The organism is Bacillus sp. HNG (assembly GCF_003400205.1).
GTDB lineage: Bacteria > Bacillota > Bacilli > Bacillales > Bacillaceae_L > Ferdinandcohnia.
The window spans coordinates 493,200-509,177 of the sequence record NZ_QUQV01000001.1 but is presented as its reverse complement, the minus strand read 5'-3'; the positions used below and the strand labels follow the sequence as shown (position 1 = coordinate 509,177).

13 protein-coding genes are annotated in these 15,978 nt (G+C 38.4%); 12 read left to right on the top strand and 1 reads right to left on the bottom strand.

Translation table 11 applies throughout. From position 1 onward, the window contains the following. Positions 1-336: 336 nt before the first annotated feature. Complete coding sequence (locus tag DZB84_RS02370; RefSeq protein WP_116350636.1) at positions 337-2,049, bottom strand: Rqc2 family fibronectin-binding protein; 1,713 nt, start codon at positions 2,047-2,049, stop codon at positions 337-339. A 429-nt stretch (positions 2,050-2,478) separates the two neighbouring features. Here DZB84_RS02370 and DZB84_RS02365 point away from each other — a divergent pair, with 429 nt between their 5' ends. From DZB84_RS02365 to DZB84_RS02310, 12 genes are all read left to right on the top strand, one after another. Continuing rightward, the gene (locus DZB84_RS02365; RefSeq protein WP_116350635.1) at positions 2,479-5,172 is read left to right on the top strand and encodes a calcium-translocating P-type ATPase, SERCA-type; all 2,694 of its coding nucleotides are present in this window, start codon (positions 2,479-2,481) and stop codon (positions 5,170-5,172) included. 191 nt (positions 5,173-5,363) lie between these two features. Further along, positions 5,364-6,239: a YicC/YloC family endoribonuclease gene (locus tag DZB84_RS02360; protein ID WP_116350634.1), complete on the top strand. Its 876-nt coding sequence runs from the start codon at positions 5,364-5,366 to the stop codon at positions 6,237-6,239. A 60-nt stretch (positions 6,240-6,299) separates the two neighbouring features. Next, positions 6,300-6,563 carry an extracellular matrix/biofilm regulator RemA gene (remA, locus tag DZB84_RS02355; RefSeq protein ID WP_116350633.1) on the top strand — a complete coding sequence of 88 codons (264 nt, stop codon included), beginning with the start codon at positions 6,300-6,302 and terminating at the stop codon, positions 6,561-6,563. 12 nt (positions 6,564-6,575) lie between these two features. Beyond that, positions 6,576-7,193: a guanylate kinase gene (gene gmk / locus DZB84_RS02350; protein WP_116350632.1), complete on the top strand. Its 618-nt coding sequence runs from the start codon at positions 6,576-6,578 to the stop codon at positions 7,191-7,193. Beyond that, a complete protein-coding gene (gene rpoZ, locus DZB84_RS02345) occupies positions 7,193-7,426 on the top strand; it encodes a DNA-directed RNA polymerase subunit omega (protein ID WP_116350631.1) in 234 nt (77 codons plus the stop codon). The genes gmk and rpoZ overlap by 1 nt, the downstream gene beginning before the upstream one ends. 72 nt (positions 7,427-7,498) lie before the next feature. Next, entirely contained in the window at positions 7,499-8,695 is a 1,197-nt protein-coding gene (gene coaBC / locus DZB84_RS02340; RefSeq protein ID WP_116350630.1) for a bifunctional phosphopantothenoylcysteine decarboxylase/phosphopantothenate--cysteine ligase CoaBC, read from the top strand. A gap of 1 nt (position 8,696) precedes the next feature. Further along, the gene (priA, locus tag DZB84_RS02335) at positions 8,697-11,111 is read left to right on the top strand and encodes a primosomal protein N' (RefSeq protein ID WP_116350629.1); all 2,415 of its coding nucleotides are present in this window, start codon (positions 8,697-8,699) and stop codon (positions 11,109-11,111) included. A gap of 244 nt (positions 11,112-11,355) precedes the next feature. Next, positions 11,356-11,829, top strand: coding sequence for a peptide deformylase (gene def, locus DZB84_RS02330; protein WP_116350628.1), 474 nt, complete (start codon positions 11,356-11,358; stop codon positions 11,827-11,829). A gap of 8 nt (positions 11,830-11,837) precedes the next feature. Further along, on the top strand, positions 11,838-12,791 hold the full coding sequence (gene fmt / locus DZB84_RS02325) for a methionyl-tRNA formyltransferase (RefSeq protein ID WP_116350627.1): 954 nt from the start codon (positions 11,838-11,840) through the stop codon (positions 12,789-12,791). Then, the gene (gene rsmB, locus DZB84_RS02320) at positions 12,778-14,121 is read left to right on the top strand and encodes a 16S rRNA (cytosine(967)-C(5))-methyltransferase RsmB (RefSeq protein WP_116350626.1); all 1,344 of its coding nucleotides are present in this window, start codon (positions 12,778-12,780) and stop codon (positions 14,119-14,121) included. Before fmt ends, rsmB begins: the two co-directional genes overlap by 14 nt. Before the next feature lie 4 nt (positions 14,122-14,125). Then, positions 14,126-15,220: a dual-specificity RNA methyltransferase RlmN gene (gene rlmN / locus DZB84_RS02315; RefSeq protein WP_116350625.1), complete on the top strand. Its 1,095-nt coding sequence runs from the start codon at positions 14,126-14,128 to the stop codon at positions 15,218-15,220. Positions 15,221-15,225: 5 nt separating this feature from the next. Then, the gene (locus tag DZB84_RS02310) at positions 15,226-15,975 is read left to right on the top strand and encodes a Stp1/IreP family PP2C-type Ser/Thr phosphatase (RefSeq protein WP_116350859.1); all 750 of its coding nucleotides are present in this window, start codon (positions 15,226-15,228) and stop codon (positions 15,973-15,975) included. Positions 15,976-15,978: the final 3 nt, after the last annotated feature.

Here is a 15,978-nt window from a genome sequence, read left to right as displayed (position 1 = left end):
GCTTACTTCTGATTATGATGAATTGTCCATATTCAAAATAAGCGGAGATTTTCCTGTTTGAGGCAGAATGGAGCACTATCTAGGGGTAAATAAGGGGAGTTTTCAGATTATGAAAAGCAAAATCGCCTATTTTCGCATTTTTTGAGTAAATAGTCGGAACCTTTCCGTCTATTTAAGCCTTTTTTTGTAAAAATTACTAAATAAGCGAAATTTTTCCGCCAAATTTTTAAGAAATGTTGAAAAATAAGGAAAAAGACGTATGCCAATTCATACGTCAATTCTTGTGTCATTTAATAAGAATGAATCCGAAAACGGAGCGCTGCTTAGAATTCGTTCCTAGGGTTTTCTAAGTTTTAGTATTACATCCTCTTCTGGAGTTACATACACAGTTTGTTGATTGTCATAAATTACATAACCTGGCTTTGAACCATTTGGTTTTTTGACATGACGAACCAATGTGTAATCTACCGGTACGGAGGATGAGTTTTTGGCTTTACTGAAATACGCTGCAATCGTTGCAGCCTCAAGGATCGTATCGTTTGTTGGTTGCTTACTTCTAATAATGACATGCGAACCTGGAATGTCTTTCGTATGAAGCCAAATATCATCTCTTGCCGCTAATTTATTGGTTAAATAATCATTTTGTTTATTATTTTTACCAACAAGAATTTCGGTTCCATCACTCGCTTGATAATGCTCAATAGACGGTTTGGTCGGCTTTACTTTTTTATGGCCTTTTTGTTGTTTGTTCTTAAGATAGCCTTCCTCCATTAGTTCCTCACGAATTTCCTGTAAGTCCTTTGGTGCAGCAGATTCGATTTGTTGTAACAGGGAGTCAAAATAAGCAATTTCTTCATTGGCTTTCTCTATTTCGTGCTCTACATATGCAACAGCATTTTTTGCCTTCTGGTATTTTGAAAAATAGCTTTGTGCATTTTCAGACGGCGTTTTTTGTGGATTTAGAGGAATGATTATCACCTCATTGTCGTCGGAATAGTAATTTAACACTTGCGCCTCCTTATCACCACGGGATATTGCATACATATTTGCGGTCAATAGCTCACCATATAGTTTGTATTTTTCAGCTTTCTCAGATTCCACTAAGGTTGCTTCAAGCTTTTTGATTTTCTTTTCATTTTTCGATTTTTCATTCACGATAAAGCGTTCCAAATCGTTTCCTTGCTGCTTAACCCTATCTCGTTCGGCTTTCCCGAAATAATAACGATCAAGCATTTCGCTAATTGAAGCGAATTCTTTAGCCTCTCCGCCAATATGATGTAGAGGAAGGATATAGAAAAAGTCCTTCTGCCCTTTTGTAATAATTTGTGGAGTAATTTGATGTTGCTTTAAGGCATTGATCATCGATAAAAATGGTCCTGGCAATGTTTTGCGATTGGCTAGCCCAGCTCGAAATACAGCTTCCTTAGCAAATAGTGGCGAAATACCTGAAAACTTATTCACGATTTGCTGATCTAATTTACCAGCATTAAAGTCGATTTTTTTCAAAAATAATTCTTCGTCGACTGTAAAAGGATCTGTCTTTTCTTGTGCTGGAGGTGCAACATATGTATAGCCTGGTAACACAGTGCGGTGTCGATTGACCGCGGGTGAAACATGCTTGATGCTATCTAAAATGGTCTGCTTTTGGGCATCAACAAGAATGATATTGCTATGTCTACCCATAATTTCAATGATAAGTTGTTTTAATGAAACATCACCAAGTTCATTTCGCCCCTTGATATCAAAGATGATAATTCTGTCCATTTCTACCTGACGGATATTTTCAATGATGCTACCTTCAAGATGTTTGCGAAGAAGCATACAGAACATCGGTGGTTCATGTGGATTATCATATAATTCATTTGTTACATGAATGCGGGCGTAGCTTGGGTGAGCAGAAAGCAATAGCTTATGATTCCTACCATTTGAACGAACTTGAAAAATTAATTCATTTTTATAGGGTTGATAGATTTTTGAAATTCTTCCGTTTTCAAGTGTTTGTTGTAATTCATTTACGATTTGATTAGTGAATATCCCATCGAATGTCATTTTAATATCCTCTTTTCAATTGGCTCTATTAAAAGATTGTTGCTAATTTCCGCTGCAGGTGGACGCTTTCCGGGGGCGTTGCTTGAGCCTCCTCGTCGCTAATCGCTCCTGTGGGGTCTCAAGTCTCACGCTTTTCCCGCAGGACTTTGAATTTCTTCCTTGAAATAACCCACGCACGAAGAAAATGCGAATGCATTTTCGAGGAGTCGCCACCTTCCGCTTCAATCAATAGTTTTGTTTTATCCAATTGTGTCAAAAACAATAAAGTTTGGAAAACAGCCTTTTTATTTCAATAGAAGGCAGACCTTCTACATCTCTTCAACAATTGTACCAACAAAACGGTAACTAAGAAAAAGTATAGCATTTTTTTGGACGAGACTGAATAAGCTTTCATAGATACAGATTTAGCGAGGGGTGTGTAAAAGACGGATGAAGTGGTATGAACTTAGGTCAGAAGAAGTCGAAAAAAAAGTTAATACAAGCCTTTCCAGTGGTCTTACCGACCAAGAAGTGAAACAGCGACAAAAGCAATTTGGATATAATGAATTGAAGGAAGCGGAACGCCCTTCAGCACTCTTGCTTTTTTTAGCGCAGTTTAAGGATTTCATGGTTCTTGTATTACTTGCCGCAACCCTAGTGTCCGGGTTGCTAGGGGAATACATAGATGCCATCGCCATTATGGCAATTGTCTTAATCAATGGGTTTTTAGGTTTTTTTCAGGAACGAAAAGCAGAAAAATCGCTTCAAGCGTTAAAGGAGCTTTCTGCACCTCAAGTGAATGTATTCCGAAATAACGAGTGGGTTCGAACTCCTTCTAAAGAACTTGTGGTAGGGGATATTATCAAATTCACTAGTGGCGACCGGATTGGAGCAGATATACGATTAGTGAATGTGAAAAGCTTAGAAATTGAAGAATCTGCATTAACAGGGGAATCAGTTCCGGTTACAAAGCATGTTGAACCAATTCGTGAAAATGATGACGTTTCACTTGGTGACCAAGAAAATATGGCCTTTATGGGAACGATGGTAACACGTGGTAGTGGTGTCGGAATTGTAGTTGGAACTGGTATGAATACCGCAATGGGTCAAATTGCAGAGCTTCTTCAAACAGCACAAGCGATGATCACGCCATTGCAAAGAAGATTAGAACAATTAGGGAAAATCTTAATAACTGTTGCATTAATTTTAACTCTTTTAGTCGTCATTGTAGGTGTTATAAATGGACATGAAGTCTATGAAATGTTCTTAGCGGGAGTTTCATTGGCTGTTGCTGCAATACCAGAAGGACTTCCTGCAATTGTTACGGTTGCTCTTTCATTAGGTGTTCAAAGGATGATTAAGAAGAATGCAATTGTCCGTCGTTTGCCTGCTGTTGAAACATTAGGTTGTGCATCCGTCATATGCTCCGATAAGACAGGAACAATGACACAAAATAAAATGACAGTTACACACTTATGGTCTGGCGGCAAAACGTGGACCGTTTCAGGTACAGGCTATGATGTAAATGGGAAATTTTTCGCAGGAGAAACCGAAATCAAACCTTCCAATCATAAAACGCTTCAACAATTATTAACCTTTGGGGTGTTATGTAACAACGCTTCATTAAAGCGAACGGATGATGATATTATCGTTGATGGAGATCCAACTGAAGGTGCTCTTCTTGTAGCGGGAATTAAGGCTGGTCTTTCGAATGATTTTTTAGCAAACCAATTTGAAATAGTTGAAGAGTTCCCTTTCGATTCTGCAAGGAAAATGATGAGTGTCATTGTCAAGGATCGTTCAGGCAATCAGTTTGTAGTGACGAAAGGTGCACCAGACGTATTACTTGGTATAAGTAAATCGGTCCTTTGGGATCATAAACAACAACCATTATCAGGAGAATACGAGAATAAGATTAAACATGCGATTGAAGGACTAGCTTCAAATGCACTTCGTACAATTGCGGTAGGTTTTAAACCGTTACGACCTAATCAACAGGTAGTATCTGAACGTGAGGCAGAAAATGATTTAACCTTTATTGGAATACAAGGGATGATTGACCCACCACGTCCAGAAGTAAAAGCGGCTGTAAAAGAGTGTAAGGATGCTGGTATAAAGACAATTATGATCACAGGTGACCATCTTATAACAGCTAAAGCAATTGCTACTCAGCTTGGAATTCTACCAGCAGGTGGTAAAGTATTAGATGGAAATGCTCTTTCGAAAATGGATGTTGAGGAGCTAGAGAACATTGTTGATGATGTTTATGTATATGCAAGGGTATCTCCTGAACATAAACTAAAAATTGTTAAAGCACTTCAAAGCAGGGGACATATTGTTGCAATGACGGGTGACGGGGTAAATGATGCTCCTGCAATTAAAGCATCTGATATCGGAATTGCGATGGGGATTACCGGAACAGATGTTGCGAAAGAAGCTTCATCACTAGTATTGCTAGATGATAACTTCGCAACAATACGTGCAGCGATTAAGGAAGGTAGAAATATCTATGAAAATATTAGAAAGTTCATCCGATATTTGTTAGCTTCGAATGTTGGGGAAATACTTGTGATGTTGTTTGCAATGCTAATGGCACTTCCGTTGCCACTCGTACCAATTCAAATCCTTTGGGTCAACCTCGTAACAGACGGATTACCAGCGATGGCTCTAGGGCTTGACCAACCAGAGGGTAATTTAATGAAACATGGGCCACGACATCCAAAAGAAGGTGTATTTGCTAGAGGACTAGGTTGGAAAATCATAAGCCGTGGTTTCTTAATCGGTATTGCGACACTAGCTGCCTTTATGGTGGTGTATCATCGAGATCCAAACAATCTAGGTTATGCGCAAACAATCGCGTTTGCAACACTTGTTTTGGCTCAGTTAATCCATGTATTTGATTGTCGAAGTGAGCGTTCGATTTTCCATCGTAACCCATTTCAAAATATGTATTTAGTATGGGCGGTTATCTCATCTATTGTTTTAATGTTAATTGTTATTTATTATCCGCCACTACAACCCGTTTTCAAGACACATGCGATCGAACCAAGAGACTGGCTCCTAGTAATTGGAATGTCTGCAATTCCAACATTTCTACTTGCAGGATCGTTATTAACAAGCAAAAGGTCCGAAGCTCGTTCATAAAATCGAGCAAGACTTGGAATTTAGATATAAAACTATGTTATAATTTATGAGGTAATGGAGTTCATACTCTATTACCTTTTTTCATTGGTTAAAAACTATTCGATTTTAGAAAACAATGGTAAAATAAAAAGGGCTATTATGAACGTGTACATATAATGAAATACCTGTTATGAAGGATTGGATGTGGTATGATGATTGCAAGTATGACAGGTTTTGGACGTGCTAAGAAAGAATCAAATACATTTTACGTTCAGGCAGAGTTGAAATCTGTAAACCATCGATTTTGTGAAATCAATGTAAGATTACCTAGACAACTACTGTTCCTTGAGGATAAAATAAAAAAAGCAATAGGAGAGCATGTGAAAAGAGGGCGTGTTGAGGTCTTTCTTACAATTGAAGGTGAAGGACTTGTTAAGAAAACAATCTCCATTGACTGGAACTTATTAGAAGCCCTAGTTACGTCAACGAAGCAAATCCAAGATAAATATCAGCTTACTGATCAAATCACAACCGGCCAGCTGCTTTCAAATGAAAATATTCTTTCTATTGAAGAAAAAGAAACCGAAAACCAAGAACTGCAAACTATAATTTTAGAGGTAATTGAAAGTGCTGCACTGCAGTTGAGACAAATGAGAGAAGTTGAAGGTAAGGCGTTAATCGAAGATATTTTTTTATTTCTTGGGCAAATCGAAGAGAACATACATACGATCAAAGAATATGCACCAAGAGTAGTTTCTCATTATCGTGACCGTATTGAAAAAAGAATTAAAGAATATATCGGAAATGAATTTGATGAAAATCGAGTTCTCACAGAAGTTGCATTATTTGCGGAAAAAGCGGATATCAGTGAAGAATTAACACGACTTGAAAGTCATATAAGTCAGTTCAGGGAAACCGTCCAAACAAATGAGCCTATTGGTAGAAAGCTTGATTTTATCGTGCAAGAAATGAACAGGGAAATCAATACAATTGGTTCAAAAGCAAACGATTCTTTAATTGCAAAACATGTGGTGGATTTGAAAAGCTTAGTAGAGAAAATAAAAGAGCAAGTTCAAAATATAGAATAAGCTTGATTAGTAAGCCATTTTCGCGGCAAAAATAGAGGGGTACGTAATGGGGGAGATTAAGTGCAAATCAAATTAATAAATATCGGATTCGGGAATATTGTCTCGGCCAACAGAATTATTTCTATTGTTAGTCCTGAGTCTGCTCCGATTAAACGAATTATTCAAGATGCTAGGGATCGAGGAATGCTCATTGATGCTACATATGGAAGAAGGACACGCGCTGTCATGATTATGGATAGTGACCACATTATACTATCTGCAGTTCAGCCAGAGACAGTTGCACAAAGACTATCAAAAGAAGAAGAGCTAACAGACGAAGGGTAGGGTTAAGGACGAATGAAAGAAAGAGGTTTACTAATTGTTTTATCAGGTCCATCTGGTGTGGGAAAAGGAACTGTTCGAAAAGCCATTTTTTCACAGCCTGATACAAAATATCAATACTCCATTTCAGCGACAACAAGAAAGCCTCGAGAAGGTGAAGTCGATGGTGTCGATTACTTCTTTAAGTCGAAAGAGGAATTTGAAGAATTAATTAAAAATAACAAGCTTCTTGAATGGGCAGAGTATGTGGGGAACTATTATGGAACCCCAATTGATTATGTCGAAGCGACCCTACAAGAAGGGAAGGATGTTTTTCTAGAAATTGAAGTTCAAGGTGCACTTCAAGTAAGGAAAGCATTTCCAGAAGGTTTATTCATATTCTTAGCACCACCGAGTCTGAAAGAATTAAAAAACAGAATCGTTACGAGGGGTACTGAAACTGATGAATTAATTCTTAACAGAATGAAGGTTGCAAAAGAAGAAATTGAAATGATGGACGCCTATGATTATGTGGTTGAAAATGATCAGGTTGAGCTTGCCTGCGATCGAATTAATGCGATTGTTACTGCTGAGCATTGTCGCCGTGACCGTGTGGCAAGACGCTATAAAAAAATGCTGGAGGTTGATTTTTAATGTTAAATCCATCTATTGACTCATTATTAAATAAATTAAATTCTAAATATACTCTTGTGACTGTTGCTTCTAAAAGGGCAAGAGTCATGCAAGAAAAAAATGATGGAATGGTACAGAATCCTGTATCCTTTAAGTCAGTTGGTAAAGCACTAGAAGAAATCGATGCAGGTCTTCTTTATTATACAACTGATAAGAAGACGGCTGTTGATACAACACCAACAATTAATGAATAACCGAAAATAACAACCTCTCTTGTAGGTTGTTATTTTTTTACAAAGTATGCTTTTCTGTTAAGGGGGATTCAAATGCTCAATAAAAATATACTGCTTTGTGTTAGTGGTGGGATTGCTGTATATAAAGCTGCGGCATTAACAAGCAAGCTAACCCAAGCTGGGGCAAATGTAAAAGTGATCATGAGTGAATCTGCAATGAAATTTGTCACTCCGCTAACATTCCAAGCACTATCTAGAAGTGATGTGTACTTTGATACCTTCGATGAAAAAAATTCTGCAGTTATTGCTCATATTGATCTTGCTGATTGGGCTGATCTTGTAGTCGTTGCACCTGCCACAGCCAATTCAATCGGTAAACTTGCAAATGGAATCGCAGATAATATGATTACTACCACATTACTTGCAACAACGGCACCTGTCTGGATTGCTCCGGCTATGAATGTCCATATGTATGACCATCCTGCAGTAAAACGTAATATCGATATTTTAGCTAAGGATGGATTTCAATTTATTGAACCGTCAGAAGGTTATTTAGCCTGTGGATATGTTGGAAAAGGGCGACTTGAAGAGCCAGAAAAAATAGTCGAACTCATAACTGCTCATTTTTCGGAACCACCGTTACTTCAAGGTAAAAAAATCTTAATTACGGCAGGACCGACTCGCGAAAAGCTTGACCCCGTTCGTTTCTTTACAAATCGTTCAACTGGAAAAATGGGTTATGCAATAGCTGAAGCCGCAAATAAAATGGGTGCAGAAGTAACCTTAATTTCGGGTCCGACTAATCTTCCGGCACCTCCAAATGTAAGAATCATTCCTGTTGAATCGGCAGAAGAAATGTATACACAAGTCATGGGCTTTTATAAACAAAGTGATATCGTCATCAAATCTGCAGCGGTTGCAGATTATCGGCCAAAGCAAGTCTATGATGGGAAAATGAAAAAGAAGGCTGGAGATCTTGTCTTAGAACTTGAAAGAACCACTGATATTTTAAAAACATTAGGTCAACAAAAGGAACACCAATTTTTAGTCGGCTTTGCAGCGGAGACAGACAATATTGAAGAATATGCAAAACGGAAGCTAGTATCGAAAAACCTTGATATGATTGTTGCTAATAATGTGACTATACAAGGTGCGGGATTCGGTACGGATACAAACCTTGTAACCATCTACAAAAAGGATGGAACCCTCAAGGAACTGCCGATGATGACAAAGCTTGAAGTTGCGAAAGCTTTACTTCGTGAAGTGAAGCTGATGATGGATGGCGAATAAAATGAAAATTGCTAGCATTATTGTCGACGTTCCCGCCATGCAAACAGATAAACCATATGATTATATCGTTCCTGAAAAATGGAGTGACGTAATTGTACCCGGAATGAGGGTCGTCGTGCCTTTTGGTCCTCGTAAAGTACAGGGGTTTGTGATGAGTCTATCAAACGAGGCCGAAGTAAGTAAGCTGAAGGAAATTCACTCTTTGCTAGACCTTACACCTGCTTTGAATGAAGAGCTTCTTCATATTGGCAAATGGTTAACGGAAAAAACACTATGCTTTACGATATCTGCTCTTCAAGCAATGCTTCCATCCGCCATGCGGGCGAAATATGAGAAGGAAATAAGACTTCTTGACCCATCAAGAAGAATGGAATTGAATCCACAAATTCAAGCTTCTTTTGAAGAACATGATGAGGTCCATTGGGAAGATGCTGAAAAAAATGATTTATTGCATATTTACCAAAAGGATATTAAAAAAGGTCTTCTCGAGGTTGTCTATAAGGTAAAAAATCGTAGCAACAAGAAAACGATGAAACAGGTGCAACTGTCACTTTCGATAGAAGAAGCGGAAAATGTAGTTCAAGAGCTAACTTCTACTGCAAAAAAACAAAAACAAGTACTTGAGTTTTTTCTGAACAATAATAAGCCAATCTTTTTAAAGGAACTTTTACAGGAGGTTGGTGTTACTGATAGTACAATTCGAACGATGGTAAAGAAAGGGTATATCTCTGAACAAAATGTTGAGGTTTACCGAGATCCGTATGCGGACAGGCATTTTGAACAAACAACACCAATGCCCTTGACGACTGAACAGCAAAAGGCAATTTCTCCGGTTCTAGCTTCAATCGAAGATGTGCTTCATAAGGTATTTTTAATGTATGGTGTTACCGGAAGTGGTAAGACCGAGGTGTATATGCAGGCTATTGACGCTGTTTTAAAAAAGGGAAAAGAAGCGATTGTGCTTGTCCCTGAAATCGCCCTTACCCCGCAGATGGTGAGTCGATTCAAGGGTCGCTTTGGTTCTCGAGTTGCTGTAATGCATAGTGGACTTGGTATTGGCGAGAAATATGATGAGTGGCGAAAAATTTATCGTAAGGAAGTAAGTGTCGTAGTCGGAGCAAGGTCTGCGATCTTTGCACCGTTTGAAAATATCGGGATTATTATCATCGATGAAGAACATGAGTCCAGCTATAAGCAGGAAGATAATCCGAGATACCATGCGAGAGATGTCGCGATTTTTCGTGGTCAGCTTCATCATGCTCCTGTCATTTTAGGTAGTGCAACGCCAACTCTTGAATCCTTTGCACGTGCTTCAAAAAATGTCTATGAACTTATAACATTAAGGGAGCGCGTAAATCACAGGCCGCTGCCGACTGTTGAAATCGTCGATATGCGCGAGGAGTTGCGTAATGGGAATCGTTCGATGTTCTCGGCACCCCTTTTTGAAAAATTAACAACAAGACTTGAACGAAATGAACAGTCGGTTTTATTTTTAAATAAACGTGGCCACTCCTCTTTTGTCATGTGTAGAGATTGTGGCTATGTCGCAAATTGCCCACATTGTGATATTTCATTAACCTATCACAGACCACATCACCGCTTAAAATGCCATTATTGTGGATATGAAACATTCATGCCTAATACATGTAATGAGTGCGGTAGTGAACATATCCGTTTTTTTGGAACGGGTACGCAGAAGGTCGAAGAAGAACTTGCAAAAGTCTTACCTGAAGCAAGGGTAATCCGAATGGACGTAGATACAACGAGTCGAAAGGGTGCCCATGAGAAATTATTGAAGGAATTCGGTGAAGGTAGAGCGGACATTTTATTAGGAACACAAATGATTGCAAAGGGATTAGATTTTCCGAATGTGACATTAGTTGGTGTACTCACTGCAGATACAATGCTCAATCTACCGGATTTTCGTTCCTCGGAAAAAACATTTCAGCTTCTCACGCAGGTTAGCGGAAGAGCGGGACGTCATGAATTACCTGGTGAGGTAGTGATTCAAAGCTATACACCTGAGCATTATAGCATTGAGCTTGCAAGTCATCATAATTATGATGGATTCTATCAAAATGAAATGCGCATCAGGAAGGCTCATGCTTATCCACCCTTTTACTATTTGGCATTAGTCACAGTAACTCATCCCGAGCTTACGAAAACGGTGGATGTTGCTGAGAAAATTGCAATCTATTTACGAAAGTCTTTATCCAATCAATCCATCATCTTAGGCCCGGTGACATCACCGATTGCCCGGATTAATAATAGATATCGATATCAATGCATGATAAAATACAAAAATGAGCCAAATTTGAATAAGCTTTTAAAAGGGATTTTGGATCGTTATCAACGAGAAATTGCACAAAATTCACTTACATTATCAATCGACTTAAACCCATATATTATGATGTAGTTTAAAGTTGAGAAAAAAGAGAGAGACTAATAGAAATGCGTAAGGCGGCTTGGTAGCAGAACATCGACTAACTACCGCCACGTCCTGTGGCGAACGTCGATGTCAGCACTTCCTGTGCAAGTCAAGCATAAGACGAGCGCTGACAGAAGGTGCTTTTTACCTTCCGAAGCGATTGGCTTAGACCCGTGAGCCGATGGCGCATGGAGCTAGACATGTAAATAAGTAGAATGTTGGAGGAAATCGCTTGTCTTTATTACCAATTGTTAAATATCCAAATGAAATACTTGAAGTTGAATGTGAAAAGGTGACAACCTTTGATCGGAAATTATCGAAATTAATCAAAGATATGTATGATACAATGCTTGAGGCAGACGGTGTTGGCTTAGCCGCACCTCAAGTTGGAATTGCAAAACAAATCGCGATCGTTGATATAGGAGACGAGAGTGGACTCATTGAATTGATAAATCCCGTGATCCTTGAGCAAAAAGGGGAACAGGTAGGTCCAGAAGGCTGTCTAAGTTTTCCGGACCTTTTTGGTGAAGTAACTCGTTATGATTACGTAAAGGTCAGAGCGCAAAACCGAAGAGGAAAAATATACATATTTGAGGCAAGAGATTTCTTGGCTCGTGCGATTCAACATGAAATCGATCATCTTCATGGTATATTATTTACCTCAAAGGTGAACCGTTTTTATGAAGAAGGAGAAATTGAAGGGTAGGTAATGATATGGAACGTATTGTATTTATGGGTACCCCAGACTTTTCAGTACCTGTTTTACGTCAAATAATAGAAGATGGATACGAGGTTGTAGCTGTTGTGACACAACCGGATAGACCAGTAGGAAGAAAAAGAGTTTTAACGCCACCACCTGTTAAAGTGGAGGCATTAAAACATAATATCCCAGTCCTACAACCTAATAAAATAAGAGAAAAACAAGAAATAGAACAAGTATTAAGCTATAAGCCTGATTTAATCATAACGGCGGCATTTGGGCAAATCCTTCCAAAAGAACTACTAGAAGCTCCTAAGTATGGATGTATAAATGTACATGCATCATTACTACCTGAGCTAAGAGGGGGAGCACCCATTCATTATTCAATTCTTCAAGGAAAGAAAAAAACAGGTGTTACTATTATGTACATGGTTGAAAAGCTTGATGCAGGGGATATCTTAACACAAGTGGAAATCCCAATTTTAGAAACGGACCATGTTGGTTCATTACATGACAAATTAAGTGTGGCGGGTTCAAAGCTTTTATCGGAAACCATTCCTTTACTTTTAGACAATAAAATAACACCGATAAAACAGGATGATTCCAAGGCAACGTTTGCTTCAAACATTAAACGCGAACAGGAAAAGATAGATTGGACAAAAGATGGAGAGGATATTTATAACCATATTCGTGGGCTCCACCCTTGGCCTGTTGCATATACCACATTAAACGGAGAGGTCATGAAAATCTGGTGGGGTGAAAAGATATCTTCCCCTACTTCAAAAATCTGCGGTACTGTTGTTTCAATTGAAAAAGATGGGTTTATTGTTTCGACTGGGAATACTACTTTTATAAAAATCACTCAACTCCAGCCTGCCGGAAAGAAAAAAATGAGTGCAGCGCAATTCTTAATGGGGGCAGATTTACAGGTAGGGACTCAGTTAGGAGACAACAATGACGAAAACTAATGTTCGAATTGTAGCACTTGAAATACTATTACAAATTGAAAAAAACCAGGCATATAGCAATATTCTCTTAAACCAAATGATTAAAAAGCATGAGGTAAAAGGGAAAGATGTAGGGCTACTCACTGAGATTGTCTATGGTACGATCCAGCGCCGGGATACTCTAGATTTTTATTTAGCGCCGTTTTTAAAAAAGAATAAAAAGCTTGATCAATGGGTGAGGATTCTATTAAGGCTTTCCCTCTACCAAATGGTCTTTTTAGACCGAGTTCCAGAACGAGCAATTTTTTTTGAAGCGGTCGAAATTGCTAAAAAAAGAGGCCATAAAGGGACGGCTTCACTTGTAAATGGAGTGCTTCGTTCCATCCAACGCGAGGGCTTACCATCATTAGAACAACTAAAAGATGAAGTGGAACGTCTCGCAATTGAAACAAGTCACCCTGTATGGCTTGTTAGGCGATGGATTGAGCAAATGGGAATGGAAGAAACTCGAAAAATGTGTGAGGTCAATTGTACTCCTCCAGAACAAACTGCACGTGTCAATCAAGTATTGACAACTCGAGACGAACTCATTCAAATGTTAAAAGAGGATGGAATTGAAGCAGAAGAGGGTAGCGTTTCTGTAGATGCCATTAAAGCTGTTCGTGGAAATCTAGCCCATGCAAAAGCTTTTAAGGAAGGCTATTTTACCATCCAGGATGAAAGTTCCATGCTTGTAGCCCGTGCGCTTGGAGTTGAAAAAGGAGACCAAATTCTTGACAGTTGCGCTGCGCCAGGTGGTAAAACAACACATATTGCAGAATTGCTGCAACATACAGGTAAGGTTTTTTCGCTAGATCTCCATGAACACAAAATTAAATTAATTAATGAAGCAGTAAACCGATTGGGGCTTGAAAACGTGGAGACAAAAGCCCTTGATAGTAGAAAAGCAAGCGAAATCTTCAAAGCAGAAAGCTTTGATAAAATTCTTGTAGATGCCCCTTGTTCAGGATTTGGGGTTATTAGAAGAAAGCCAGACATAAAATATTCAAAATCAGAATCAGACAATGGAAACCTTGCAAAAATACAATTAGCCATTTTAAATGAGGTTTCAACTTTATTAAAAAAAGATGGTATACTCGTGTATAGCACATGTACAATAGAGTACGAAGAAAATGAAGGTGTCATTAAAGCCTTCCTTGAACAACATGAAGATTTTATGTTAGATGATTCAATAGAAAATTACCTGCCTGAAATAGTGAAGCCATATATTAAAAACGGACAACTTCAGCTTTATCCACATTATTTTGGTACGGATGGATTTTATATTGCAAGATTAAGAAAGCAGGTGTAAAGTATTGGAAGAAGTACAAACAACTAGAAGAAAAAAACAAAACTTACCAAATTCGAAACCATCCATTTATTCTCTTCAAATAGAAGAACTCGAAAACTGGCTCATTGAAAACGGAGAGAAGAAATTTCGAGGAAATCAGATTTTTGAATGGCTCTACACGAAGCGGGTAACAACTTTTGATGAAATGACTAACTTATCAAATGCACTAAGACAAAAACTTGCTGAGCACTTTACGATTACAACACTTAAAACGATCATTCAACAAACATCAGCTGATGGAACGATGAAGTTTTTATTTGAACTACATGATGGTTATTCCATTGAAACAGTGCTAATGAGACATAGCTATGGGAACTCGATTTGTGTGACAACACAGGTTGGTTGCCGTATCGGCTGTACCTTCTGTGCGTCAACATTAGGAGGACTAAAGCGGAATCTTGAAGCTGGAGAAATTGTTGCCCAAGTGGTAAAGGTTCAAAAAGCATTAGATGAACTTGGTGAGCGAGTAAGTCATCTCGTTATTATGGGAATTGGTGAACCATTTGATAATTACGATCAAATGCTTTCATTCCTAAAAATTATTAATCATGATAAAGGACTAAATATTGGGGCACGTCATATTACAGTTTCAACAAGTGGAATCATCCCGAAAATCTATAAGTTTGCAGATGAAAAATTACAAATAAATTTTGCAATCTCTTTACATGCACCTAATACAGAAATTAGAAGCAGATTAATGCCGATTAATCGTGCATATAAACTGCCAGAACTAATGGAGGCTGTACGCTATTATATTGACAAGACAGGGAGAAGAATTAGCTTTGAATACGGGTTGTTTGGCGGTGTCAACGATCAAGTTGAACATGCTGAAGAACTTGCGGAGCTATTAAAGGGAATTAAGTGTCATGTTAACTTAATTCCAGTGAATTATGTTCCTGAACGCGATTATGTGAGAACACCAAAAGAGCAGATCTTTGAATTTGAAAAGACATTAAAGAAGCATGGTGTAAATGTAACAATTCGACGTGAACAAGGTCATGATATCGATGCTGCCTGTGGTCAATTACGAGCAAAGGAGCGTAAAGAGGAGACGAGGTGAAACAAATGAAGTCGTTCTTTTTGACAAACCGGGGAAAAGTAAGGCAAATCAATGAAGATAGTTGTGGTGTTTATCATAATAAGGATGGACAAATATTAGCTGTCGTAGCTGATGGTATGGGCGGGCATTTAGCTGGTGATGTTGCAAGTCATATGACAACATCACAGCTCCAGTCCTACTGGGAAGCAAGTGAAAAGCTCTCCACATCTGATTCAGCTGAAAGCTGGCTAAAAGAGCATATTTTAAAAATAAATTCAAACCTATTCACACATTCTCAAGAAAATGATGAATGTAAAGGTATGGGAACGACTGTTGTTGCTGCAATATGTACTGATCTTTTTACAACGGTGGCTCATATTGGGGATAGTCGTTGCTATTGTCTGAATAGTCATGGTTTCCAACAAATTACTGAAGATCATTCACTTGTCAATGAACTTGTCCGTTCAGGGCATATTTCTAAGGAAGATGCAGAGCATCATCCACGGAAGAATGTGGTTTTACGTGCATTAGGTACGGAAGCAAATGTCCAAATGGATTTAAAAACATTAATTTTAGAAGAAGGCGATATGCTTTTAATATGTTCTGACGGCTTGTCTAACAAGGTTTCGGAAGTTGAATTAAAAAGCATTCTAGAAAGTGACGATTCTATCGAAAATAAGGGTGAAAAACTTATTCAATTGGCCAATGACAATGGCGGAGAAGATAATATAACACTCGTAATCGTCGATTACACGTCTGAAAGTGAGGGAGAATAATCC